This window comes from Acidovorax sp. GW101-11A03 (assembly GCF_059424825.1).
The window spans coordinates 1-22795 of the sequence record NZ_JBWKZU010000038.1; the positions used below are offsets into that span (position 1 = coordinate 1).

Genomic DNA, 22795 nt, shown 5'->3' on the forward strand with positions numbered 1-22795 from the left:
TTGACGGCTTCCAATTGAGGAGGTGTTACCCATGTTCCCGCACACCTGTTTCCCATGTGTCCGGTCTGAACAGGCGAAGCAAAAGAAAGTGAGTCGCCTGCCGGGGCGACAACCCGGCTCCCGCCCTCAATCCGAGCATGCTTTTCAAACCAGCACGCCAAGGCTTCGACAAGCTCAGACCGAACGGGTCCGCAAGAACAAAGAACTACAAAAATAATAGCTGCCAGCGCTTTATAGATAAGCGCTAGCAGCCAAAATCACCAAAAAAACTACTGCGACACCTGCGCCAACTTCAAAGCAGGCTGATCCCCCCACCCGCCTCCGAGCGCCCGAATCAACCCCACCGTCGCCACATACTGCGCAGTCCGCACCTGCAGCTCCTGCCGCCGATTGCGCAACTCGCTGCGGCGCGCGTCCAGCAACTCCAGCTGGCTCACCAACCCATTGCGATACCGCACATCCGACAACTGCGTGGCCCGCCGCGCGGCCGTCACCGCCCGCCCTTGCGCCTCGGCCTGGCCGGATAACAGACGCAGCGAGGTCAGCTGATCCTCCACGTCACGAAACGCGTTCAGCACCTGCCCCCGATGGTCCGCCAGCGCAGCCTCCAGGCGCGCCTTGGCGCCTTCGATCTGGGCATCACGCTGGCCGCCGTCAAAGATCGGCAGCGACAGCAGCGCACTCACGCCCCAGGCACGGGCCGACCACTTGAACAGATCGCCCAGCTCCGGCGACGCATGCCCCGCATTGCCCGTGAGCGTGACGGCCGGGAACCACGCCTTCTGCGCCACGCCCACACGGGCTTGCGCGGCCAGCACGGCGGCTTGTGCGGCCGACACATCGGGCCGGCGCGCCAGCACCGTGCCGGGCACACCGGGGGGAATCACCGGCAACGCAGCATCGCCCGTCGCGGGCGGCAGCACGAAGCCGCTGGCCACCTCGCCCGCCAGCACGGCCAGCGCGTTGGTGAGCAGGGCCTGCTGGCGCTGCAAGGCCAGGGCATCGGATTCGGTGGCGGCCACTTCGGTCTGCACACGGGCCACGTCCAGCTCGGCCACATCGCCGGCTTGCAGGCGGCGCTGTGTCAGGCGCAGGGTGTCCTGGTACGCGGCCAGACTCTCTTGCACCAGCACCTGCTCGGCCTGCACGGCGCGCAGCTGCAGGTAGGTTTGCGCCACATCGGCCTGCACCATCAGGCGCGTGCTTTGCAGCAGGGCTTCGCGCGCATCGGCGTCCAGCCGTGCGGCGTCGCTGGTTTGCGAGAGGCGGCCGAACAGATCCAGCTCGTACGAGGCATTGAGCCCCGCCGTACCCAGCGTGGCGGGGGCTGCGCTGCCCGTGGTGGCAGCGCCCGCCTGGCGCGTCACACCCGCCGAGGCGCCCACTTGCACCGAGCGTGCGGCGTCGGCAGAGCGCAGCAGCGTGCGCGCCTCGGCCAGCCGCGCAGCGGCCTGCTGGATGCTGGTGTTGGCCTGGCCCGCGCGCTGCACCAGGTCGGCCAGCACCGGGTCTTGAAAGCCCAGCCACCACTCGCCGCGCGGCTGCGCCTCGGCGGGGGCGGTGATCGTCCAGGGGGCCGTGGGCAACGCATCGCCTCCTGCCGTGAAGCTGGCGGGCACGGGCACGCCCGCATGCGGCGCGGGGGCCACGGGCTGGGTCATGCAACCGGCCAGCACCAGGGCGGCGGCCAGAGGCGCCAGCAGGCTGCGCTTGCGCACTGCGAGGGCGCTGTCGGTGGAGTGGTTCTTCAGTAGCAAATCGGTCATGGTTGGTCTCCTGCCCCGGCCGCTGCGCCCGCTGCATTCGGCAGCGCAGAGTGCTTGGCGGGGGCCACAAAGATGTTTGTTGTCACCGTGGTCAGAAGCATCACTCGTGCTCCTTGCGCGGCGCGGCCAGCACGGGGTGGGCCGTGCCACCGGTACCCGGGGCGTGCGAGATAGGCGCCACATGCGCGCCATGCTCCACCAGCGGGCGATTACCCGCCAGCTTGCGCAGCAGCACATAGAACACGGGTGTGAGGAACAGGCCGAAGGCCGTCACCCCGATCATCCCGGCGAACACCGCCACGCCCATGGCGCTGCGCATCTCAGCGCCCGCACCGGTGGACAGCACCAGGGGCAGCACGCCCATCACGAAGGCCAGCGAGGTCATCAGGATGGGGCGCAGCCGCAGGCGGCTGGCCTCAATGGCGGCCTGCACGGGGGTGCGCCCGGCAAACTCCAGTTCGCGCGCAAACTCCACGATCAGGATCGCGTTCTTGGCCGACAGCCCCACCAGCACGATGAGCCCGATCTGCGTGAACACGTTGTTGTCGCCGTTGCTCAGCCACACGCCGGTCATGGCCGCCAGGATGCCCATGGGCACGATCAGGATGATGGCAATCGGCAGCGTGAGGCTTTCGTACTGCGCGGCCAGCACCAGGAACACCAGCAGGATGGCCAGCGGGAACACCAGCACGGCGGAGTTGCCGGCAAGGATTTCCTGGTAAGTCAGCTCGGTCCACTCGAAGGTGATGCCCTGGGGCAGCGTCTCCTTTGCGATGCGCTCGATGGCTGCCTGGGCCTGGCCCGATGAATAGCCAGGTGCGGGGCCACCGTTCACGTCCGCCGCCAGGTAGCCGTTGTAGCGCATGGCGCGCTCGGGGCCAAAGCTCGGCTCCATCTTCATCAGCGCCGACAGCGGCACCATCTCGCCGGTGCTGGAACGCACCTTGAGCAAGCCCACGTCCTCGGCCCGCGCCCGGTAGGCTGCATCGGCCTGCACACGCACGCTGTAGGTGCGGCCAAACTGGTTGAAGTCGTTGGCGTAGAGGCTGCCCAGGTAGATCTGCAGCGTGTCGAAGATGTCCGTCACGGGCACTCCCAACTGGCGCGCCTTGGTGCGGTCGATGTTGGCGTACAGCTGCGGCACGTTGACCTGCCAGCTGGTGAACAGGCCAGCGAGCTCCGGCGTCTGGTAGGCCTTACCCATGAAGGCCTTCACGGCGTTGTCCATGGCTTCGTAGCCCAGCGAGGCGCGGTCTTCGATCTGCAGCTTGAAGCCGCCCGTGGTGCCCAGGCCCGCCACCGGCGGCGGCGGGAACATGGCGATGAACGCATCCTGGATGCTGCCGAACGCCTGGTTCAGCTGGCCCGCCACGGCGCCGCCGCTCTGGTCGGCGCGGGTGCGCTCGGCAAAGGGCTTGAGCGTGGCGAACACGATGCCGGAGTTGGAGCTGTTGGTGAAGCCGTTGATGGACAGGCCGGGAAAGGCAATCGCGTCTTCGACGTTCGGGTTCTCCTTCATGATCTCACCCATGCGGCGGATCACGTTTTCGGTGCGGTCCAGCGTGGCGCCATCCGGCAGCTGCGCAAAGCCGATCAGGTACTGCTTGTCCTGCGCGGGCACAAAGCCGCCGGGCACGATCTTGAACAGGCCCATGGTGGCACCCACCAGCGCGAGGTAGATCACGAACATCAGCGCCTTGCGGCCGATGACGCGCTTGACGCCGCCGCTGTAGGCCTCGGAGCCGCGATGGAACAAGCGGTTGAAGCCGCGGAACAGCCCGCCGAACACCTTGTCCATGCCGCGCGTGAGCGCGTCCTTGGGCTCGTCGTGGCCCTTGAGCAGCAGTGCTGACAGCGCGGGCGACAAAGTCAGCGAGTTGATCGCCGAGATCACCGTGGAGATCGCGATGGTCACCGCGAACTGCTTGTAGAACTGCCCCGTGAGGCCGCTGATGAACGCCAGCGGCACAAACACCGCCACCAGCACCAGCGCGATGGCGATGATGGGGCCGGACACCTCCCGCATGGCCCGGTAGGTGGCCTCGCGCGGGGTCAAGCCGGCCTCGATGTTGCGCTCCACGTTCTCGACCACCACGATGGCGTCGTCCACCACGATGCCGATGGCCAGCACCAGCCCGAACAGGCTCAGCGCATTGATCGAAAAGCCCAGCAGGTGCAGCACGGCAAACGTACCCACCACCGACACCGGCACCGCCAGCAGCGGGATGATGGAGGCACGCCAGGTCTGCAGGAACAAAATCACCACCAGCACCACGAGGGCAATGGCTTCGAGCAGCGTGTGGATCACGGACTTGATCGACGCACGCACGAACTGCGTGGGGTCGTACGCAATGCGGTACTCCACGCCTTCGGGCATGCTCTTCTGGATCTCGTCCATGGTCTTGCGCACGTTGGACGAGATGTCGAGCGCGTTGGAGCCCGGGGCCTGGAACACGCCCATGCCCACAGCCGGGTCGTTGTTGAGCAGCGAACGCAGCGAGTAGTCGGCCGCGCCCAGCTCCAGGCGGGCGATGTCGCGCAGGCGTGTCACCGCACCATCCGCACCGGTCTTGACGATGATGTCGCCGAACTCTTCTTCGGTCTGCAGGCGGCCCTGCGCGTTGATGGACAGTTGCAGGTCCACGCCCGGCAGGCCGGGCGATGCGCCCACCACACCTGCAGCCGCCTGCACGTTCTGGCCGCGGATGGCGGTCACCACGTCGCTGGCCGAAAGGCCGCGCTGCGCGACCTTCTGTGGGTCAAGCCACACGCGCATGGAGTAGTCGCCGCCGCCAAAGATCTGCACCTGGCCCACGCCCTGGATGCGCGCAAGGCGGTCCTTGACGTTGAGCACCGCGTAGTTGCGCAGGTAGTCGATGTCGTAGCGGTTGTTGGGCGAGACCAGATGGACCACCATGGTCAGGTCCGGCGCGCTCTTGACGGTGGTGACGCCCAGGCGGCGCACTTCCTCAGGCAGGCGCGGCTCGGCCTGCGAGACGCGGTTCTGCACCAGCTGCTGGGCCTTGTCGGGGTCGGTGCCGAGGGCAAACGTCACCGTGAGCGTCATCACGCCGTCGGTGGTGGCCTGGCTGCCCATGTAGAGCATGCCTTCCACACCGTTGATGGATTCCTCCAGCGGCGTGGCCACGGTCTCGGCGATCACTTTGGGGTTGGCGCCCGGGTACTGTGCGCGCACCACCACGGAGGGCGGCGCGACTTCAGGGTACTCGGAGATGGGCAGACCGCGCAATGCGATGAGCCCCCCGAGGAAGATGAGCACCGACAGCACCCCGGCAAAGATGGGGCGGTCGATGAAAAAGCGGGACAGGTTCATGGGTGCAAATTCCTGGTGTCCAGCGCGCTCAGGCGGCTGGCGACTTGACGGCGTTCTTGGCTTCCTTGCGATCACCCGCAATCTCGGCCTTGGCGGTCATGGGTACAGGCTGCGGCGCCACCACGGCACCGGGGCGCACGCGCTGCAGGCCATTGACGACGATGTTCTCGCCCGCCTTGAGGCCCGAGGTGACCACGCGCAGGCCGTCAATCGGCGCGCCCAGGGTGACCTCGCGGTACTCGGCCTTGTTGCCCTCGCCCACCACCATCACGAACTTCTTGTTCTGGTCGGTGCCCACGGCACGTTCGTTGATGAGCAGCGCCTGCGTGTTGCGGGCCTGGCCCATGCGGATGCGAGCGAACTGGCCGGGGATGAGCGAGCCGTCTTCGTTGTCGAACACGGCGCGCACGCGCACGGTGCCGCTCTTGGCATCGACCTGGTTGTCGATGAGCTGCAAGCGGCCGGCGTGCGGCGTACCGCCCGTGGTGCCGGTGCCCATCTGCACGGGGATGCGCTCGATGAGCTGGCGGGCGCTGTTGCCGCGCTGGCCGCTTTGCAGGTCAGCCAGGGCCTTCACCACGATCTGCTCATCGGTGTCGAAGCTCGCGTAGATCGGGCTCACGGACACCAGCGTGGTCAGCACGGGGGCGCCCGCACCGGCCGCCACCAGGTTGCCCACGGTGACTTCGATGCGACCCACGCGGCCCGCCACCGGGGCGCGCACCTGTGTGTACGAAAGGTTCAGCTTCGCGGTCTGCAGCGCGGCCTGGGCGGCGCGCAGGTTGGCATCAGCCTCGCGCTGGGCATTCAGGCGCTCGTCGTGCTCCCGCTGGGCGATGGCTTTTTCTTCGAGCAGGCGCGTGGCGCGCTCCAGCTCGCTGCGCGTGTACGACAGGCGGGCCTGTGCGGCCACCACCTGGGCTTCGGCACGGTCCACCTCGGCGGCGTAGGGGGCGGGGTCCACGGTCACCAGCAGGTCGCCCTGCTTGACCAGCGAGCCTTCGCGGAAGTGCACGGCCTGCACGGCCCCCGACACGCGCGGGCGCACATCCACGCGCTGCACGGCTTCGAGCCGGCCGGAAAACTCGTCCCAGAGGGCGATGTCTTTTTGCAGCACGGCTGCCACCGACACGGGCATGGCGGGGGGTGTGGCGCCTTCGCCGTTGGCCTGGGCCGCAGGCGATTGGAAAACAAGGATCAAAGCGGCCACTGCGGCCGTCACGGCGGTGGCAATGGTGGCCAGGCCCAGAGGGCGGTTCTTGAAGAGCGGGTTGGAGTTCATGGTCATTTCAATCAAACGTAAAGGCCGCCTTGGCGGGCAAGCCAATGAAGGTGTTCTTGCTGCCAGACTGCGCCCCACAGTGGGGTGACAGACGCCAAGGCAGCGGGCGGTGGGGCAGTCTCGGCATTGACACGGTGAGAGAGTCAAGCCCCCTGACCCGACGCCCCCAGTGGGTACGCGCCAGCCTTGGAAACTCAGACGCGGTGGTGCTGCGGGTTGTGACAGCCAAAGCGGCAGGCCCCAGAGAAGCGCAAGGTGTGGTTCATGCTGTTATTTCCTCCATATCGTTGACATCAATGACTCCTGCCCGCCGTCCTGCCCCTCGCGGGCACGGCTTGCAGAAAACGCAGGCAAAGCCTCTCCCTCCGGCTCGGCAAGCCGGAAAAATCAGCGTTGAAAACCAGGGTCTTGGTAGCAGGGCCGCGGTATCAAACCTCAACCTGCGTTGAGGTCATCCACGTTCAGCGACCCAAGGGGTTTGATCCCATGCTCAGGAAGGCACCGGACATCGGGTGGCTTCAAAGAACTGACGGAGCTGCTCTTGCGCACCCGCAGCACAAGGGCATTCGTGCTCACCGGTCTGCAGCAGGGCATCGGGCCACTGCGGGTTCTTGGAGAACACATGGCGGGTGACCGGCAGGCCTGCAGCCTCCAGCCGGGCCGCGTATGCCAGCGCCTCGTCATGCATGGGGTCGGTGTCGCCCACCAGGATCAGCGTGGGTGGCAACCCCGCCAGGCGCTGTGCACCGGCCGGCACGGCATAGGGGTGCTCGGCATCGCGCGGGCAGCGCAGAAAATTACGCCAGCCTTCGGTCCACTTGCAGCCGGTGGAGTCGCCCGTGGCTTCGCGCAGCGAGGCAGTGCCCACACAGGGGTCCAGCATGGGAGACAGCAGAATCTGCCCGGCCAGCGGCGGGTGCGACTGGTCGCGCGCCATCAGGCTCACGGCCGCCGCCAGATTGCCCCCCGCTTCTTCGCCCGCCAGATAGACCAAAGCGCCCTGCCCACCGAGCTTGGTGCGGTTGCGGTGCACCCACTTGAGCACGTCGTACCCCGTGTCCACGGGCTGCGGAAACGGCGTGAGCGGATAGGCCACCGACACCACCACCGCCCCTGCCCCTTCCAGCAACGACGCCACGGTGCAGCCGTTGTCCAAATCGCCCGAGGTGAAGGCGCCGCCATGAAAATGCACGACCACGGGGGACGCTTGTCCCGCCTTCTTGCGGCCATACATGCGCACGGCCACGTCCTGCCCCTTGCCCACCTCAATGGTGGAATCGGTGCAAACGGACGCTGCGGCCTTGGAGGCGGCAGAGGGCTGCGGTGTGGAGGATGGCGAAGAAGGGCGGTCGGGCTGCATGGCAGGTACCCAGTCAGTAGGTGGAAGGTCGGTTGACGATGGATGAAATGTAGTGGCTTGGGCCTTTTGGATAAACAGGTCAAACACCACCGCACTGTTTCCAAAAGCTCAACAATCAAACACCGGCTTGCGTGTGAGAATTCCCTGGAGCGTGTTGATGGCCTTTTCATGGTGCCCGTTGCCCCATCACAGTGGCAGGTGCAAGGCGCAGACCGCAGCTGGGCCGGTGGCCCTGCGAGGATCTGCAACGCCGCAAGTGCCACTGTGATGGGGCAACCCTTCGGGCAAAGCGGTAGCAAGCCGCACTCGTTGTTGCGTGCCTTGCCCAGGCCGAAAGCATGGGCTGCGGCACGCGCCTAGATTGCGGCTTGCTACCGCTTTGCGGGCACCATGAAAAGGCCGTCAACACGCTCTTGGCACCCACTGGTCGGTGCTGCAGTTTCAGATTCAAGGAGAAGCCATGGACCAGATACAGGCCATGCGCATATTCGTGCGGGTGGTGGAGGCCGGCACGTTCACCCGGGCCGCGGATTCGCTTTCGCTGCCCAAAGCCACCGTGACCAAGCATGTGCAGGCGCTGGAGGAGCGACTGCGCGTGAAGCTGCTCAACCGCACCACGCGCCGCGTGACCGTGACGCCCGATGGCGCGGCCTATTACGACCGCACCGTGCGGCTGCTGACGGACCTGGACGACATCGAGGCCAGCATGACCAACGCGCGCGCCAACCCGCGCGGGCGCCTGCGCATCGACGTGGGCACCTCGGTGGCGCAGTTGCTCATCATTCCGCACCTGGCGGAGTTCCATGCCCGCTACCCGGACATCCAGGTGGACCTGGGCGTGAGCGACCGCATCGTGGACCTGATCAGCGACAACGTGGACTGCGTGATCCGGGGCGGCGAGCTGAGCGACCAGTCGCTGGTGGCTCGGCGCATTGGCAACCTGGAATTCATCACCGTCGCGTCGCCCGACTACCTGGCACGCAAGGGCACGCCCTCACACCCGCTGGAGATCGAGGAAAAGCACACCAGCCTGCTGTACTTCTCGCCCCACTCCGGCCGGCACTACCCACTGGAGTTTCGCCAGGGCACTGAATCCATCGACATCTCGGGCCCCTACCAGCTGAGCGTGAACGAGGCCAACGCCTATGTGGCTTCACTGGTTGCCGGACTGGGCATTGGTCAGGTCACCAGCTATCAAGCCGAGCGGCACCTCCAAAACGGCACGCTGGTGCAACTGCTGCCAGAGTGGACCCAGCCCCTGCTGCCCGTGTATGTGGTCTACCCGCCCAACCGCCACCTGAGTGCCAAGGTGCGCGCCTTTGTGGACTGGGCGGCCGAGCTTTTTCAGCGGGAAGAACACCTGCAACGCAAAGCCTGACGCGCCCTGAGCAGCTTCGCGTCATCCCCCTGAAGGGATGCCTCCCGTGGCCACTCGGTGGCCCCGGGGGACATGTTCACGATTTCAGTCTGTATGCTTGGAGCCATGAGCACTCCAGAGACCCCGCCACCCGCCCCACCGGCCAACAAGCCCGCCCAGCCGCGCAATCCCCTGCACGGCGTGACACTCGAAGCCATGGTCGTGGGCCTGGCCGACTACTTTGGCTGGGATGAGCTGGGGCGGCAGATTCCCATCCGCTGCTTCCAGATCGACCCCAGCGTGGGCTCCAGCCTCAAGTTTTTGCGCAAGACCCCATGGGCGCGCGAAAAGGTGGAAAGCCTCTACCTCTTCATGCTGCGCGACCAGCGGCGCAACGCGCAGGACTGACCCAGTCCCCGCGCCGCCCCCCTTTCTGGGATGTCTCAGTCGCCGGACGTCACCAGAAAATCGCGGCTGATCCCGCCACCCAGGTCGTTCACCCGGTCCAGGAACTGCGTGAGGAACGCGTGCAGGCCGGTGGCCAGGATTTCGTCGATGCGGCCATATTGCAGGTCGGCCAGCAAGCGCCCTGCCCTGCGGCTGGTCTCGGCAGACTGGCCGTTGGCCAGCACGGCGAGGTTGTCCACCACCTCGCGCAGACAGGCGTGCAGCGAACGCGGCATGTCGCGGCTCAGGATCAGCAGGTCGGCCACGCGGCCGGGCGTGATCACGTCGCGGTAGACCTTGCGGTACACCTCGAACGCCGACACGCTGCGCAGGATGGCGCTCCAGTGGTAGAAGTCGCTCTCCTGGTTGCGGTCGCTGGGGCGGCCGAAGAAGTCGTTCTTCACAGCGTGGAACTTCACATCGAGCAGGCGCGCCGTGTTGTCCGCCCGCTCCAGGAAAGTGCCCATGCGCAGGAAGTGAAACGCCTCGTCCTGCAGCATGGTGCCCAGCACCACGCCACGCGACAGGTGCGAGCGGTACTTCACCCACTCAAAGAACTGGCCCGGGTCGCGCTCGAAGGCGCCGCCTTCCAGCTGGCGGTGCAGCTCCAGCCAGGTCTGGTTCTGCGTCTCCCACACCTCGGTGGTCAACGCACCGCGCACAGCCCGCGCGTTCTCGCGCGCAGCACGCAGGCACGACAGGATGGACGAGGGGTTGTTGCCGTCGCGCACCATGAACTCCAGCACATTGGCTGGCGTCACTTCGCCATGTTTGGCGGTGTAGGCAGGGATCAGCTCGCTGATGGACAGCAGGCCCTCCCAGCCTTTTTGCGCCACGTCGGCGGCCTGGGGCAGCAGGGAAGTCTCGTAGCTCACGTTGAGCATCCGGGCGGTGTTCTCTGCCCGCTCTGTATATCGGGACATCCAGAACAGATGATCGGCAGTGCGGCTCAGCATGTTCAGAGGCTCCCTTGCGATTGACTCTGCGACTGGCCTTGGCCCTGCGACTGAGATTGGGTTTGCGACTGGGATTGCACGGCCTTGGGTTGCGCTGCAGGCGTAACTTCGCCCAGCACCCAGGTGTCCTTGGTGCCGCCGCCCTGCGACGAATTCACCACCAGAGAGCCCTCCTGCAGCGCAACGCGCGTGAGGCCCCCAGCGGCCATCTGTACCTCGCGCCCACTGAGTACGAAGGGGCGCAGGTCGATGTGGCGCGGGGCAATGCCACTTTCCACATAGGTGGGGCAGCTGGAGAGGCTGAGCGTGGGCTGGGCGATGTAGCCCGACGGGTTGGCAATCAGCGCGCGGCGGAAGTCCTCGATCTCGGCCTGGGTGGCGGCCGGGCCGATAAGCATGCCGTAGCCGCCCGCGCCGTGCACTTCCTTGACCACCAGGTCCTTGAGGTTGGCCAGCACGTGCTGCAGGTCGTCCTGCTTGCGGCACATCCAGGTGGGCACGTTTTTCAGGATGGGCTCTTCGCCCAGGTAGAAGCGGATCATCTCGGGCACGTAGGGGTACACCGATTTGTCGTCGGCCACGCCCGTGCCCACCGCGTTGCAGATGCCCACGTTGCCCGCGCGGTAGGCCTCCATGAGGCCGTAGCAGCCCAGCGTGGAGTTGGGGCGGAAGACCTGTGGGTCGAGGAAGTCGTCGTCCACGCGGCGGTAGATCACGTCCACCCGCTGCAGGCCGCGCGTGGTGCGCATGTACACAAACTTGTCCTTGACGACCAGGTCCTGTCCCTCGACCAGCTCCACGCCCATCTGCTGCGCGAGGAAGGCGTGCTCGAAGTACGCGCTGTTGTGCATGCCCGGCGTGAGCACCACTACCGTGGGCTCGTCGGCAGCCGCCGGGGCACTGGCGCGCAGGGTTTCGAGCAGCATGTCGGGGTAATGCGCCACCGGCGCCACCTTGTGCAGGCTGAAAAGTTCGGGGAACAGCCGCATCATCATCTTGCGGTTTTCGAGCATGTAGCTCACGCCGCTGGGCACGCGCAGGTTGTCTTCCAGCACGTAGTACTCGCCGTTGCCCTGGGCATCGGGGGCGCGCACGATGTCGATGCCTGCGATGTGCGCATAGATGTTCTGCGGCACATGCAGCCCGGCCATCTCGGGCCGGTATTGCGCGTTGTTCAGGATCAGGTCGGCGGGCACGATGCCCGCGCGGATGATGTCCTGGCCGTGGTACACGTCGTGGATGAAGCGGTTGAGCGCCGTGACGCGCTGCACCAGGCCTTGCTGCATGCTGGCCCACTCGTGGGCCGGGATGATGCGGGGGATCAGGTCGAACGGAATCAGCCGTTCGTTGCCTGCGCCGCCCTCGTCCTTGGCGCCGTACACGGCGAAGGTGATGCCCACGCGCCGGAAGATCATCTCGGCTTCGGCCCGGCGGGCCTGCATCACGTCAGGGGGCTGTTTGCTCAACCATTGCGCGTAGCGCTTGTAGTGTTCCCGCACATCGCTGCCATCAAACGGCAGCATGGCGTACATCTCGTCAAATTTCTGCATGAACGGGCCTCCTGCAAACAGGATAGCAAGTTGTGCGCCCACCCCCTTGGCAACAGCCCCTGGCGCTACTGCGCCATGCTTTCGCAATCAATCGCTCCGTGGCACCATGCTGTGCTGCCAGTAACGGCGGCCGGTGTCGCGTTCACACGCCACCGCATCGGGGGCCGCAGAAACCCAGGTGGCGGCCCCGCAGCGGGACGACTCCACCACGCGGATGTTGCGCTCGCGGTAGCGCTGCAGCACATCGGGCGCCGGATGCCCGAAGCGGTTGCGGTACCCAGCCTGCACCAAAGCGGTGCGCGGCCGCACAGCCTCCAGCAAAGCGGGCGAGGACGACGTCTTGCTGCCGTGGTGGGGCACCAGCAGCAGGTCGGCCTGCAGCGCCGCCCCCCGTGCAACCAGGGCCTGCTCCTGCGCGGCCTCGATGTCCCCCACCAGCAAAACCGAGGGTGCCTGCGCCCCGGCGGCCACCACGCGCAGCACGCAGCTCAAGGTGTTGGGGCGTGGTGGGCGGGGTGCCGGGGCACCATCCCCCGCCAGCGGGTGCAGCACCTCGAAGGCCACACCATCCCACTCCCAGCGCTGGCCTGCAAGGCAGGGTCGGGCGGGCCGCAGGGCCTGCAAGCCGTGGTCGGCCTCAATGGAGCCGGTGAGTTGGGCCCCCGGCTGCTGCGCCAGCACCGCCGCTGCGCCGCCCGTGTGGTCGGCATCGCGGTGGCTGAGCATCAGCACATCCACCCGCTCGCCCAGTGCGCGCAGCAGCGGCACCAGCACACGGTGGCCTGCGTCGCTCTCACGGCTGAAACGGGGCCCCGCGTCGTACAGCAAGCTGTGGGTGGCTGTGCGCACCAGCACCGCGTTGCCCTGGCCGATGTCGGCCGCCAGCAGCTCAAACTGGCCCGGCGCAGGCCGCGCAGGCTGCCACCAGAACACCGGCAGCAGCAAAGGCAGCGCCAGCAACCGCAGGCGCCACGGCAGCCGCATGGCCAGCAGCGCACCACCTACCACGGCGGCCACGCCCGCCCACAGGGGTGCGGCAGGTAAAAACAGCACCGCCCCAGGCCACTGCGCCAGCCACTGCAGCCAGGCCGTGAGGGGCCACAAGCTCCAGGCCGCCAGACTCCACAGCGGCGCCCACACCACGCCGCCCAATGCCAGCGGCGTGACCACCAGCGTCACCCACGGAATCGCCACCAGGTTGGCCACCAGCCCCACCACCGACACCTGGCCAAACAACAGCAGGCTCAGGGGCGTGAGTGCCAGCGTGACCACCCACTGCTCACGAAAAAGTGCATAAAAATGCCCCTTTGCGCCTGTCCCATATGCCTTTTCAGCTATCGGATTGGTAGCAAACAGCACACCCACGGCCACAAAACTCAGCCAAAAGCCTGCCTGCGCCAGCGCCCAGGGGTCTGCCACCACCACGGCGGCACAGGCCAGCAGCCACACATGGGGCCAGGGCCAGCGCCGCCCGCTCCACTGCAGCAGCGCCACGGTGCACAGCATGATGACGGTGCGCTGCGCGGGCACACCCCAGCCGCTGAACAGCGCATAGGCGCTGGCCAGCACCACCCCCGCCAGCAACGCCGCCGATGGCGCAGGCACCCACAGGCACAGGCGCGTGGAGCGCCGCCACAGCGCCCGCACCACCCCGGCCGCCAGCCAGGCAAACAGCGTGATATGCAAGCCCGAAATGCTCATCAGGTGGGCTACGCCCGTGGCGCGAAACATGTCCCAGTCCGCACGGTCGATGGCGCGCTGGTCGCCCGTCACCAGGGCCGCCACCACGCCTGCGATGCGGGCGCGGCCGGGGTCGCTGGCTTCGTCTGCGCCCCGGCCCAGGCGGTCCAGGATGGCATCGCGCACGCTTTGGCGCGCCTGCTCCACGGGGTGCTGCCAGGTGGTGGCCTGGCGGCGTGGCGGCTCGTCCTTGGGGCCTGCGCGCACGTAGCCGGTGGCCTGTACGCCCTGCTCCCAGGTCCACAGCTCAAAATCGAACCCATGGGGGTTGCGCAGGCCGTGGGGCGCCTTCAGCCGCACCGTCATCTCCCAGCGCTCGCCCGCGCGCACCGGGGCGGGTTGGCGCTGCAGGTCCACCGCATCACCCGCATCGCGCATGAAGGCACCGCCATACCAGGCGACCTCGATCCGGGGCGGCAACTGCACCAGGTTGCCCTGCAGCCGCGCAGACAGCACCTCCAGGCGCAGCCGGGTGCCCGCCTCGTTGGTCTGCGGCATGGCCGACACCACCCCGGTCACGCGGATGTCCTGCCCCTCCAGCGCCGGGTCCAGGCCCTGCTGCAGATACGCCGTCGCGCGCAAGCCGCTGACCGCCGCCATGGCCATCGCCCCGGCCAGCAGCACCAGCAACGCCGCCACCGCATCGCGCCCCCCGGAATGGCGCCCCGCCTCCGGGCGGCGGGGGCGGCTGGCGGCAACCCCGCACCAGCCCACCACCAGCGCGGCGCACAGCAGTGCGGCGTAGGCGCCAGCGCTCCACAGGCCGGGTTGCTGCAACTGCAGCGCCGCCCCCGCCACCACCCCCAGCAACAGGACGGGCAGCCGCCAAGGCGCCACGGGCTGCGGCCAATCGAGCTCCCCGGCCACACCCTCGGGGTGGGGGAAGGTGGTGGCATTAGAGGCGCTTATGGCGGGCATGGGCTGATGCTAATGCCGCACTGGCCCCGGGGCGGCTGGATTCGGCGCGCGCTGCTGTGTAACACTCGTCCCCGACCCGGCGCGGGGGTCCGCCCCGCCCTCTTCACTCCATTCACTATCTCTCCACCACCCACTCCAATCCGAGGAAGACCATGAGCGTTTACGACAAGCTGAAAGAACTCAACATCACCCTGCCCCCCGTGTCGGTGCCTGCCGCCGCCTACGTGCCCTATGTGCAGACCGGCAATCTGGTGTTTCTGAGCGGCCACATCGCCCGCAAGGACGGCAAGCCCTGGGCTGCACAGTTTGGCCGCGACATCGGCACCGAAGAAGGCAAGGCCGCCGCGCGCGCCGTGGCCATCGACCTCCTGGGCACCCTGCATGCCGCCACCGGCGGCGACCTGAACCGCGTGCAGCGCATCGTGAAGGTGATGAGCCTGGTCAACTCGACAGGTGATTTCACCGAGCAGCACCTGGTGACCAACGGCGCCAGCGAGCTGCTGGGCCAGGTATTTGGCGACAAGGGCGTGCACGCGCGCAGCGCCTTTGGCGTGGCGCAGGTGCCCATGGGCGCCTGCGTGGAGATTGAGCTGATCGCTGAGCTTGCTTAACCCCCTGAGTCGCTGCGCGCCTTCCCCCTGAAGGGGGACGCTCCCGGCGCGGCGGGGCGGCCCTTGCGCGGGAGCGCTGGCCTGTGGCGTGCCAGTTGCAACCGCCGCGCTGGGGTTTAGAACGACTCCCAGTCCTCATCCGCGCCCTGGGCAAGTGCTGGTGCCTTGGCCTTGGCAGGCGTGGGTTTGCTGCCCGCAGGGGCTGCCTGGGCGATGCGCTGGGCGGCCGGTTTGCCTGCCATGGCGGTCTTGGCGGGCGCTGATGGCACGCGTGGGGCCTGGGGCGCTGGCTTGTGGGCTACATGCACGGGCGGCGCCACCCCGCCATAGGCCGCCCCGTTGACCTTGAACACCGACACCACCTGCGCCAGGTGTTCGGCCTGCTCGCGCAGGCTCTGGGCGGCGGCAGCGCTTTCTTCCACCAGCGCAGCGTTCTGCTGGGTCATCTGGTCGAGGTTGCCCACGGCCTGGTTGACCTGCGAAATGCCTGCGCTTTGCTCGGACGACGCGGCCGTGATCTCGCCGATCATGTCCGTCACACTTTGCACCGAGCGCACGATGTCGTTCATGGTCGTGCCCGCATCGGCCACCAGGCGGGTGCCGGTTTCCACCTTCTCCACCGACGCGCTGATCAGCGTCTTGATCTCCTTGGCCGCCTCGGCGCTGCGCTGCGCCAGGCTGCGCACTTCGCTGGCCACCACGGCAAAACCCCGGCCCTGCTCGCCCGCACGGGCGGCCTCCACGGCCGCGTTCAGCGCGAGGATGTTGGTCTGGAACGCAATGCCATCAATCACGCCAATGATGTCCGATATCTTCTTGCTGCTGTGGTTGATGTCTTCCATGGTGGAGACCACCTGCGTCACTACTGTGCCGCCCCGCTGGGCCACGCCCGTGGCGCTGGCAGCCAGGGTGCTGGCCTGGCGCGCGCTGCTGGCGCTTTGCGCGATGGTGCTGGTGAACTCCTCCATGGCCGCCGCCGTCTGCTGCAGGTTGCTAGAGGTCTGCTCGGTGCGTGCCGACAGGTCGTGGTTGCCGGTAGCGATCTCGGCGCTGGCAATGGCAATGCTGTCGGTGCTCTGGCGCACCTGGTGCACCATGCGCCCGAGCGATTCGCTCATCGCGTACTGCGAGCGCAGCAGATCGCCAAACTCGTCGCCGCGCGTGACCGCGCCCTGGGCGCTCAGGTCGCCCGCAGCAATCTTGGCCGCCAGGTCGTTGGCCTGCGCCAGAGGGCGCTGGATGCTGCCGATCAGGTAATAGGCCCCGGCGATGATGGCCGCCAGCAGCACGGCCACGGCCACGGCCGCGATCTTCACGGTGAGCATGCGGGACGCGGCCATCTCGGCAAGGCGCGCCTCGGCCGTGCTCTGCTGCAGCTCCACAAAGTCGCGCAGGGTCTTGATGTAAGCGGCCACGGCCGGGTTGTAGGTCTGCTTGACCAGGGTCACGGCCTCGTCGGCCTTGCCATCGGCCTTTAGCTGGCGGGCCTTGCCGCGCAGGTCGATCATGGTCTTGCGCGCCTCGGCAATCTTGGCCATCTGCGCCTTGTCGGCATCGGACAAGGCCAGGCTCTCCAGCGATTTCTGCACCTCGGTGATCTGCGCCGAGGTGGCGGCAATCACGTCCTTGAACTCGGCCTCGACTGCCGGATCGCTGCTCACGATCATCGCCTGGGTGCGCGCGGCATTGGTCTCCGTCAGACCCGCCCAGCGGATCGCGGTGCTCACGCGGGTCTGCATCTCGCGCGACACAACATCGGCCTCGGCCTGCACCTTGGCCGACCGGTAGGCAGAAAAACCCACCACCCCGGCCAGCATGACCACGATAAAAATGACGGCGAGCCACAGCTTCTGGGCGATGCGGATGCGTTTGAACATGATGGTCTCCTGTCGTTATGGGCGGCCCTGGCACCTGGATGCCTTGGTGCCTGCTTGTCTGGCTGGCGGGCCCGGAAATTGGCGGCCTCACCGCTCCCGACCCCACCGGCATGCGCGGGATCCGGGCGAGCGGCCACAGGCCAGCACAGACATTCGCTTACATATGGTGCGCCTGATCGGGCATTTCGTCCAATCCGTAGCAACCCGTGGAAACCGCAGCCCATGAAAAAAGCCACCCGGAGGTGGCTTCTTCGTCAGGCCTGGGGCTTACTCCACCCGCGTCACCGCTGTGGGCTTGAAGCCCAGGTCCGCCGCCTTGCCCTTTCGGCCGCGTGCGGCACGGGCATTGTTCAGGCTGCGGATCTCCAGCGTCTCATCCCGCTGCTTGCCGCCCCGGCCCACGCCGTCCAGGCGAATGCTGCGGGTGTAGGCCGCCGCGCCTGCCAACTGGTCCTTGTCTTCCAGGTCGATCAGCATCAGCCCCCGGCCGCCGTTGGCCATGGTTTTCAGCTCGGTGATCTCGAACGTGAGGATGCGTCCGCCCGTGGACGCGCAGGCCACATGCGTGGCGGGCACCACCGGCTTGCTGCCTGTGCTGCCTGCGGCGTGCGAAGGCACGCACACGGTTTCGCCCTCGCCCAGGGTAATGAAGGCCTTGCCGCCCTTCTGGCGCGACACCATGTTCTCCACCGCCGCCAGGAAGCCGTAGCCGCCCGAATTGGACAGCAGCAGCGAGGCGTTGGCGGGCCCCGCAAAGTAGTGCAGCAGCTGCGTGCCGGCTTCCAGCTCAATCAGCGTGGTCACCGGCTGGCCGTCGCCGCGTGCGCCGGGCAGCAGCGACACCGCCACCGAATAGACGCGGCCGTTGCTGCCAAAGGCCAGCAGGGTATCGACCGTGCGGCACTCGAACGTGCCGTACAACCCGTCGCCCGCCTTGAAGGCAAAGCTGGCGGCCTCGTGACCATGGCCGGTGCGGGCGCGTACCCAGCCTTTTTGCGAGACGACCACCGTCACCGGCTCGTCCACCACCTTGACTTCGGCCACAGCCTTCTTTTCGGCCTGGATGAGTGTGCGGCGTGCGTCGGCAAAGGTCTTGGCGTCGGCCTCGATCTCCTTGACCATGGTGCGGCGCAGCGAGCCGGGGTTGTTCAGGATGTCTTCGAGCTTGCCCTGGCTTTCGCGCAGTTCTTTCAGCTCCTGCTCAATCTTGATGGCTTCGAGCCGCGCAAGCTGGCGCAGGCGGATTTCGAGGATGTCCTCGGCCTGGCGGTCGCTGAGGTTGAAGCGTGCAATCAACGCGGCCTTGGGGTCCTCGGCCTGGCGGATGATGGCAATCACCTCGTCGATGTTGAGCAGCACCAGCTGCCGCCCTTCGAGGATGTGGATGCGGTCCAGCACCTTGTTCAGCCGGTGCTGGCTGCGGCGGGTGATAGTGGTCTGGCGGAAGGCGATCCACTCTTCCAGCATCTGTCGCAGCGACTTCTGCACCGGCTTGCCGTCCAGGCCCACCATGGTGAGGTTGATGGGCGCCGAGGTCTCCAGGCTGGTGTGGGCCAGCAGCGCGGTGATCAGCTCCTGCTGCGGGGTCTTGCCGGTCTTGGGCTCGAACACCAGGCGCACGGGCGCGTCCTTGCTCGACTCGTCGCGCACCACATCCAGCACAGCCAGCATGCTGGCCTTCAGCTGCGTCTGCTCCTGCGTCAACGCCTTCTTGCCCGCCTTGACCTTGGGGTTGGTGATTTCTTCAATCTCTTCCAGCACCTTCTGCGTGCTCACGCCCGGCGGCAGTTCGTTGACCACCAGTTGCCACTGGCCGCGCGCCAAGTCTTCGATCTTCCAGCGCGCGCGCACCTTGAGGCTGCCACGGCCCGTGCGGTAGGCGTCCGCAATGTCGCCGGGGCTGCTGATGATCTGGCCGCCGCCGGGGTAGTCGGGTCCGGGCACGATGGCCAGCAGCTCGTCCTGGCTCAGCGAGGGCGTCTTGATGAGCGCCACACACGCATCGGCAATCTCGCGCAGGTTGTGGCTGGGGATTTCGGTGGCCAGGCCCACGGCGATGCCGCTGGCGCCATTGAGCAACGCAAACGGCAGGCGAGCGGGCAGCTGGCGCGGCTCCTCCGTGCTGCCGTCGTAGTTGGGCATGAAATCGACCGTGCCTTCGTCGATTTCGTCGAGCAGCAGGCTGGTGATGCGCGACAGGCGCGCTTCGGTGTAGCGCATGGCGGCGGCGCCGTCGCCGTCGCGGCTGCCGAAGTTGCCCTGGCCGTCGATCAGGGGGTAGCGCTGGGCAAAGTCCTGCGCCATGCGCACCAGCGCGTCGTAGGCCGACTGGTCGCCGTGGGGGTGGAAGCGACCCAGCACATCGCCCACCACACGGGCGCTCTTGACCGGCTTGGCGGCAGTATTACGCGTGGGGCCGCTGTAGCCCAGGCCCATGCGGTCCATCGAATACAGGATGCGCCGCTGCACGGGCTTGAGGCCGTCGCACACATCGGGTAATGCACGGCCCTTGACGACCGAGAGCGCGTATTCGAGGTAGGCGCGCTGGGCGTAGCCCGCCAGGCCCAGGGAGTCGCCCCCGTCATCGCCTGCGGTCGTGAAATCAAGAGTGGGTTGGTCGCTCATTCGTTAGCGCTCATTCGTTCGGAATCGTCGGTAAGGGTTCAAACGCGGTCTGCGGCGCGTTGCGGGTCTGTGCCACCTGGGTGGGCGGCAGGTTGCCCCGGTTTTGCGCGCCGCCCGACAGCTCCATGCGCACACGGCCCGGCAGGGCGCGTTGTGTCTGCACGGGTGCTGGCGGCTTGAGCTGGGCATACAGGCCCAGCACGGTGCGCACATAGTTCTGGGTTTCCTTGAAGGCCGGGACCTGGTTGCCCGCCTTTTGCACGGCGCCCTCGCCCGCGTTGTAGGCAGCCACGGCCAGGTCCATGCGGCCGGGGAACAGGTCCAGCAGATGCCGCAAATAGCGGGTGCCGGTGGGCACGTTCACGGCGGGGTCGGCCAGCTTTTGCTCCACCGTGCGCTTCTTGTCCGCACTCACGCCAAAGCGGCTGGCCGTGGCGGGCATCACCTGCATCAGGCCGATGGCGCCCTTGGGCGACACGGCGGTGGCGTCAAAGCCGGATTCAGTGGCGATCACGGCCTGCAGCAGCTCGTAATCCACACCGTGCTGAGTGGATGCAGCGCGCAGGTGGTGCTTGACGCGCTTGTAGTCGGGCGCAATGTCAAAAAACGCCAGCAGGCGCGCGCCCGCTGCAGGCAGCGCATAAGGCATGGGCGACGCATTGGCCGGTGCATCGCGGGTGGAGTCAAAGTCATTGCCCCGGAAAAACAGCTGGTAGCGCGCATCGACCTGCTCGGCCGCAAAGTGCGTCACGCCGCGCTCGTCCACATGCGCCCACAGGTCTGCATGGGCGAATTGCTGCACAAAACATAGCAACAAACCCAATACAGATGCGCGGAAAGCACTGTTTTTATTCATATTTTTGCCACAGACAGCCAGTGGAGGCGTCGGTTCGGTCACACCTTCCTAGATGTCGATCTCGACCGCGTCGCCATGCAGCTCCATCAGCTCGCGGCGCGCGGCGGCTTCGCCCTTGCCCATGAGCTTGGTGATGAGGCCTTCGGTGGCGGCAAAGTCCATGTCGCCCAGCTGCACGGGCAGCAGGCGGCGGGTGTCGGGGTTGAGCGTGGTTTCCCACAGCTGCTCGGCGTTCATCTCGCCCAGACCCTTGAAGCGGCTGATCTGGCATTTCTCGCGGGGCACGCCGTCTTTTTCGGCCTTGTCCAGGATGGCGGCCAGCTCGCCGTCATCCAGCGCATACATCTTGACGGCGGGCTTCTTGCCCCGGGCGGGCACGTCCACGCGGAACAGCGGCGGGCGCGCCACGTAGATGTGGCCGGCTTCGATGAGCTTGGGGAAGTGGCGGAAGAACAGCGTGAGCAGCAGCACCTGGATGTGCGAGCCGTCCACGTCCGCGTCGGACAGGATGCAGACCTTGCCGTAGCGCAGGCCGCTCAGGTCGGGCGTGTCATTGGGGCCGTGCGGGTCCACGCCAATCGCCACCGAGATGTCATGGATCTCGTTGTTGGCAAACAGGCGGTCGCGCTCCACCTCCCAGGTGTTGAGCACCTTGCCGCGCAGCGGCAGGATGGCCTGGCTTTCCTTGTCGCGGCCCATCTTGGCGCTGCCGCCGGCCGAGTCGCCCTCGACCAGGAACACTTCGTTGTGCGCGGTGTCGCGGCTCTCGCAGTCGGTGAGCTTGCCGGGCAAAACGGCCACGCCGGAGCCCTTGCGCTTTTCGACCTTCTGGCCCGCCTTCTGGCGCGTCTGCGCGGCCTTGATGGCCAGCTCGGCGAGCTTCTTACCGTATTCAACGTGCTGGTTGAGCCACAGTTCGAGCGCGGGGCGTACAAAGCCGCTGACCAGGCGCACCGCGTCACGCGAGTTCAGGCGTTCCTTGATCTGGCCCTGGAACTGTGGGTCCAGCACCTTGGCCGACAGCACATAGCTGGCGCGCGCGAACACGTCTTCGGGCAGCAGCTTGACACCCTTGGGCAGCAGGCTGTGCAGCTCGATGAAGCTCTTGACGGCGTTGAACAGGCCGTCGCGCAGGCCGCTTTCGTGCGTGCCACCCGCGCTGGTGGGAATCAGGTTGACGTAGCTCTCGCGCATGGGCTGGCCGTCTTCGGTGAAGGCCACAGCCCAGGCGGCGCCTTCGCCCTCGGCAAAACTTTCGTTGTTGCGGTCGGCAAAACCCTCGCCCTCAAACAACGGGATCACCGGGTCGCCGTTCAGCGTCTGCATCAGGTAGTCGCGCAGGCCGCCCTTGTACTGCCAGGTTTGTGTGTCGCGCGTCTTTTCATTGACCAACTGCACCGTCACGCCCGGCATCAGCACCGCCTTGCTGCGCAGCAGGTGGGTGAGTTCGCCCATGGGCAGGGCGCTGGATTCGAAATACTTCGCGTCGGGCCACACGCGCACCGAGGTGCCCTGCTTGCGCTCGCCCGCCTCCAGCGGGCGGGCCACCAGGGGCTCGATCACATCACCGGCCGCAAACACCAGGCGCGCCACCTTGCCCTCGCGGTAGCTGGTGGCTTCCAGCCGAGTGGCCAGCGCGTTGGTGACTGACACACCCACGCCATGCAGGCCGCCGGAGAAGCTATAGGCGCCGCCCTTGCCCTTGTCGAACTTGCCCCCCGCGTGCAGGCGGGTGAACACCAGCTCGATCACCGGTGCGTTTTCCTCGGGGTGCATACCGTAGGGGATGCCCCGGCCATCGTCTTCGACGCTCACCGAGCCATCGGCATGCAGGGTGACGCGGATCTTCTTGCCATACCCGGCGAGCGCCTCGTCGGCGGCGTTGTCCAGCACCTCCTGGATGATGTGCAGGGGGTTGTCGGTGCGGGTGTACATGCCCGGGCGCTGCTTGACGGGCTCCAGGCCCTTGAGCACGCGGATCGAACCTTCGGAATATTCGCTGGCGGATGCAGAAGACGGTTTGGCAGACATAGCGGCGGATTGTAGTGCGGCAGGCGCGGCGAAGCTGGATAAAAAACCAGTTATTGGCAACCCTTACGGCGACTGTATTGGTCGC

General features: G+C 66.9%; 14 protein-coding genes. 3 read left to right on the forward strand and 11 right to left on the reverse strand.

Annotated elements, in window-relative coordinates:
• Positions 1-269: 269 nt before the first annotated feature.
• The 4 genes from AC07Z7_RS16065 to AC07Z7_RS16080 all read right to left on the reverse strand — a co-directional run bounded on the left by AC07Z7_RS16065 (position 270) and on the right by AC07Z7_RS16080 (position 7742).
• Positions 270-1766: an efflux transporter outer membrane subunit gene (locus AC07Z7_RS16065; RefSeq protein ID WP_494766875.1), complete on the reverse strand. Its 1497-nt coding sequence runs from the start codon at positions 1764-1766 to the stop codon at positions 270-272.
• Positions 1767-1866: 100 nt separating this feature from the next.
• On the reverse strand, positions 1867-5100 hold the full coding sequence (locus AC07Z7_RS16070; RefSeq protein ID WP_494766876.1) for an efflux RND transporter permease subunit: 3234 nt from the start codon (positions 5098-5100) through the stop codon (positions 1867-1869).
• A gap of 28 nt (positions 5101-5128) precedes the next feature.
• A complete protein-coding gene (locus AC07Z7_RS16075) occupies positions 5129-6382 on the reverse strand; it encodes an efflux RND transporter periplasmic adaptor subunit (RefSeq protein ID WP_094285921.1) in 1254 nt (417 codons plus the stop codon).
• 490 nt (positions 6383-6872) lie between these two features.
• Entirely contained in the window at positions 6873-7742 is an 870-nt protein-coding gene (locus AC07Z7_RS16080) for an alpha/beta hydrolase (RefSeq protein WP_494766877.1), read from the reverse strand.
• Between the two features lie 460 nt (positions 7743-8202).
• Here AC07Z7_RS16080 and AC07Z7_RS16085 point away from each other — a divergent pair, with 460 nt between their 5' ends.
• Both AC07Z7_RS16085 and AC07Z7_RS16090 read left to right on the forward strand, forming a co-directional pair.
• Positions 8203-9120, forward strand: a complete 918-nt coding sequence (locus AC07Z7_RS16085) for a LysR family transcriptional regulator (RefSeq protein WP_094285918.1) — start codon at positions 8203-8205, stop codon at positions 9118-9120.
• Between the two features lie 105 nt (positions 9121-9225).
• On the forward strand, positions 9226-9507 hold the full coding sequence (locus AC07Z7_RS16090) for a VF530 family protein (RefSeq protein WP_209817070.1): 282 nt from the start codon (positions 9226-9228) through the stop codon (positions 9505-9507).
• A gap of 35 nt (positions 9508-9542) precedes the next feature.
• Here AC07Z7_RS16090 and AC07Z7_RS16095 read toward each other — a convergent pair whose 3' ends face one another.
• The 3 genes from AC07Z7_RS16095 to AC07Z7_RS16105 form a co-directional block, all read right to left on the reverse strand.
• Positions 9543-10502, reverse strand: coding sequence for an alpha-E domain-containing protein (locus tag AC07Z7_RS16095; RefSeq protein WP_094285797.1), 960 nt, complete (start codon positions 10500-10502; stop codon positions 9543-9545).
• Between the two features lie 2 nt (positions 10503-10504).
• The gene (locus AC07Z7_RS16100; protein ID WP_094285793.1) at positions 10505-12052 is read right to left on the reverse strand and encodes a circularly permuted type 2 ATP-grasp protein; all 1548 of its coding nucleotides are present in this window, start codon (positions 12050-12052) and stop codon (positions 10505-10507) included.
• Between the two features lie 87 nt (positions 12053-12139).
• The gene (locus tag AC07Z7_RS16105; protein WP_494766878.1) at positions 12140-14710 is read right to left on the reverse strand and encodes a DNA internalization-related competence protein ComEC/Rec2; all 2571 of its coding nucleotides are present in this window, start codon (positions 14708-14710) and stop codon (positions 12140-12142) included.
• A gap of 152 nt (positions 14711-14862) precedes the next feature.
• Here AC07Z7_RS16105 and AC07Z7_RS16110 point away from each other — a divergent pair, with 152 nt between their 5' ends.
• A complete protein-coding gene (locus tag AC07Z7_RS16110) occupies positions 14863-15321 on the forward strand; it encodes a RidA family protein (RefSeq protein ID WP_494766879.1) in 459 nt (152 codons plus the stop codon).
• A gap of 116 nt (positions 15322-15437) precedes the next feature.
• On the opposite strand, the gene AC07Z7_RS16115 is transcribed toward AC07Z7_RS16110, so the two are convergent.
• The 4 genes from AC07Z7_RS16115 to AC07Z7_RS16130 form a co-directional block, all read right to left on the reverse strand.
• Positions 15438-17198 (reverse strand): methyl-accepting chemotaxis protein, encoded by a 1761-nt coding sequence (locus tag AC07Z7_RS16115; RefSeq protein WP_494766880.1) that lies wholly within the window; start codon positions 17196-17198, stop codon positions 15438-15440.
• A 267-nt stretch (positions 17199-17465) separates the two neighbouring features.
• Positions 17466-19823, reverse strand: coding sequence for a DNA topoisomerase IV subunit A (gene parC, locus AC07Z7_RS16120; protein ID WP_494766881.1), 2358 nt, complete (start codon positions 19821-19823; stop codon positions 17466-17468).
• Between the two features lie 10 nt (positions 19824-19833).
• Positions 19834-20679: a lytic transglycosylase domain-containing protein gene (locus AC07Z7_RS16125; protein ID WP_494766882.1), complete on the reverse strand. Its 846-nt coding sequence runs from the start codon at positions 20677-20679 to the stop codon at positions 19834-19836.
• 48 nt (positions 20680-20727) lie between these two features.
• Positions 20728-22710, reverse strand: coding sequence for a DNA topoisomerase IV subunit B (locus tag AC07Z7_RS16130; protein WP_494766883.1), 1983 nt, complete (start codon positions 22708-22710; stop codon positions 20728-20730).
• Between the last annotated feature and the right edge of the window lie 85 nt (positions 22711-22795).

What these genes read in the sequence shown, in the direction of transcription:
- AC07Z7_RS16085 (WP_094285918.1), top strand. Translation starts at nt 8,203, where the DNA reads ATGGACCAGATACAGGCCATGCGCATATTCGTGCGGGTGGTGGAGGCC.
- AC07Z7_RS16095 (WP_094285797.1), bottom strand. Translation starts at nt 10,502, where the DNA reads ATGCTGAGCCGCACTGCCGATCATCTGTTCTGGATGTCCCGATATACA.
- AC07Z7_RS16115 (WP_494766880.1), bottom strand. Translation starts at nt 17,198, where the DNA reads ATGTTCAAACGCATCCGCATCGCCCAGAAGCTGTGGCTCGCCGTCATT.
- AC07Z7_RS16065 (WP_494766875.1), bottom strand. Translation starts at nt 1,766, where the DNA reads ATGACCGATTTGCTACTGAAGAACCACTCCACCGACAGCGCCCTCGCA.
- parC (WP_494766881.1), bottom strand. Translation starts at nt 19,823, where the DNA reads ATGAGCGACCAACCCACTCTTGATTTCACGACCGCAGGCGATGACGGG.
- AC07Z7_RS16080 (WP_494766877.1), bottom strand. Translation starts at nt 7,742, where the DNA reads ATGCAGCCCGACCGCCCTTCTTCGCCATCCTCCACACCGCAGCCCTCT.
- AC07Z7_RS16070 (WP_494766876.1), bottom strand. Translation starts at nt 5,100, where the DNA reads ATGAACCTGTCCCGCTTTTTCATCGACCGCCCCATCTTTGCCGGGGTG.
- AC07Z7_RS16075 (WP_094285921.1), bottom strand. Translation starts at nt 6,382, where the DNA reads ATGAACTCCAACCCGCTCTTCAAGAACCGCCCTCTGGGCCTGGCCACC.
- AC07Z7_RS16090 (WP_209817070.1), top strand. Translation starts at nt 9,226, where the DNA reads ATGAGCACTCCAGAGACCCCGCCACCCGCCCCACCGGCCAACAAGCCC.
- AC07Z7_RS16130 (WP_494766883.1), bottom strand. Translation starts at nt 22,710, where the DNA reads ATGTCTGCCAAACCGTCTTCTGCATCCGCCAGCGAATATTCCGAAGGT.
- AC07Z7_RS16100 (WP_094285793.1), bottom strand. Translation starts at nt 12,052, where the DNA reads ATGCAGAAATTTGACGAGATGTACGCCATGCTGCCGTTTGATGGCAGC.
- AC07Z7_RS16110 (WP_494766879.1), top strand. Translation starts at nt 14,863, where the DNA reads ATGAGCGTTTACGACAAGCTGAAAGAACTCAACATCACCCTGCCCCCC.
- AC07Z7_RS16105 (WP_494766878.1), bottom strand. Translation starts at nt 14,710, where the DNA reads ATGCCCGCCATAAGCGCCTCTAATGCCACCACCTTCCCCCACCCCGAG.
- AC07Z7_RS16125 (WP_494766882.1), bottom strand. Translation starts at nt 20,679, where the DNA reads ATGAATAAAAACAGTGCTTTCCGCGCATCTGTATTGGGTTTGTTGCTA.